We start from the raw sequence: 262 nt of genomic DNA, 5'->3' as shown, positions 1-262 counted from the left end.
GCTGACGCCGGCGTTGTACAGGTGATGCGGGATGTGGTCGATTTCCTGGCCTTTGCTGTTGGGCAAGGTCGCGCTGGGCTGGAGGATTTTCGAGTACTGCCAGGAGTAGGCCATCCAGATTTCGGTGCGTTCGTCCGGGTGCAGATTGACTTGCGCGTCGTAACCCCAGCGCCGGGTTTCGCCGACGTTGTCCGACTCGCCGCTCGGGTCGTTGAGGCGGCGACTGACTTCGCCGCTGGCTTCTTGCTGCCAATAGGCGATG

1 protein-coding gene is annotated in these 262 nt (G+C 62.2%); it reads right to left on the bottom strand.

Annotated elements, in window-relative coordinates:
* On the bottom strand, positions 1–262 hold a 262-nt coding region (locus FVA95_RS29980), incomplete at both ends, for a TonB-dependent receptor (protein WP_149666990.1).

It is taken from the genome of Pseudonocardia sp. EV170527-09 (assembly GCF_008369905.1).
Classification (GTDB): Bacteria; Actinomycetota; Actinomycetes; order Mycobacteriales; family Pseudonocardiaceae; genus Pseudonocardia.
The sequence above is the reverse complement of the archived record's forward strand: the minus strand, read 5'-3'. Positions and strand labels throughout refer to the sequence as shown.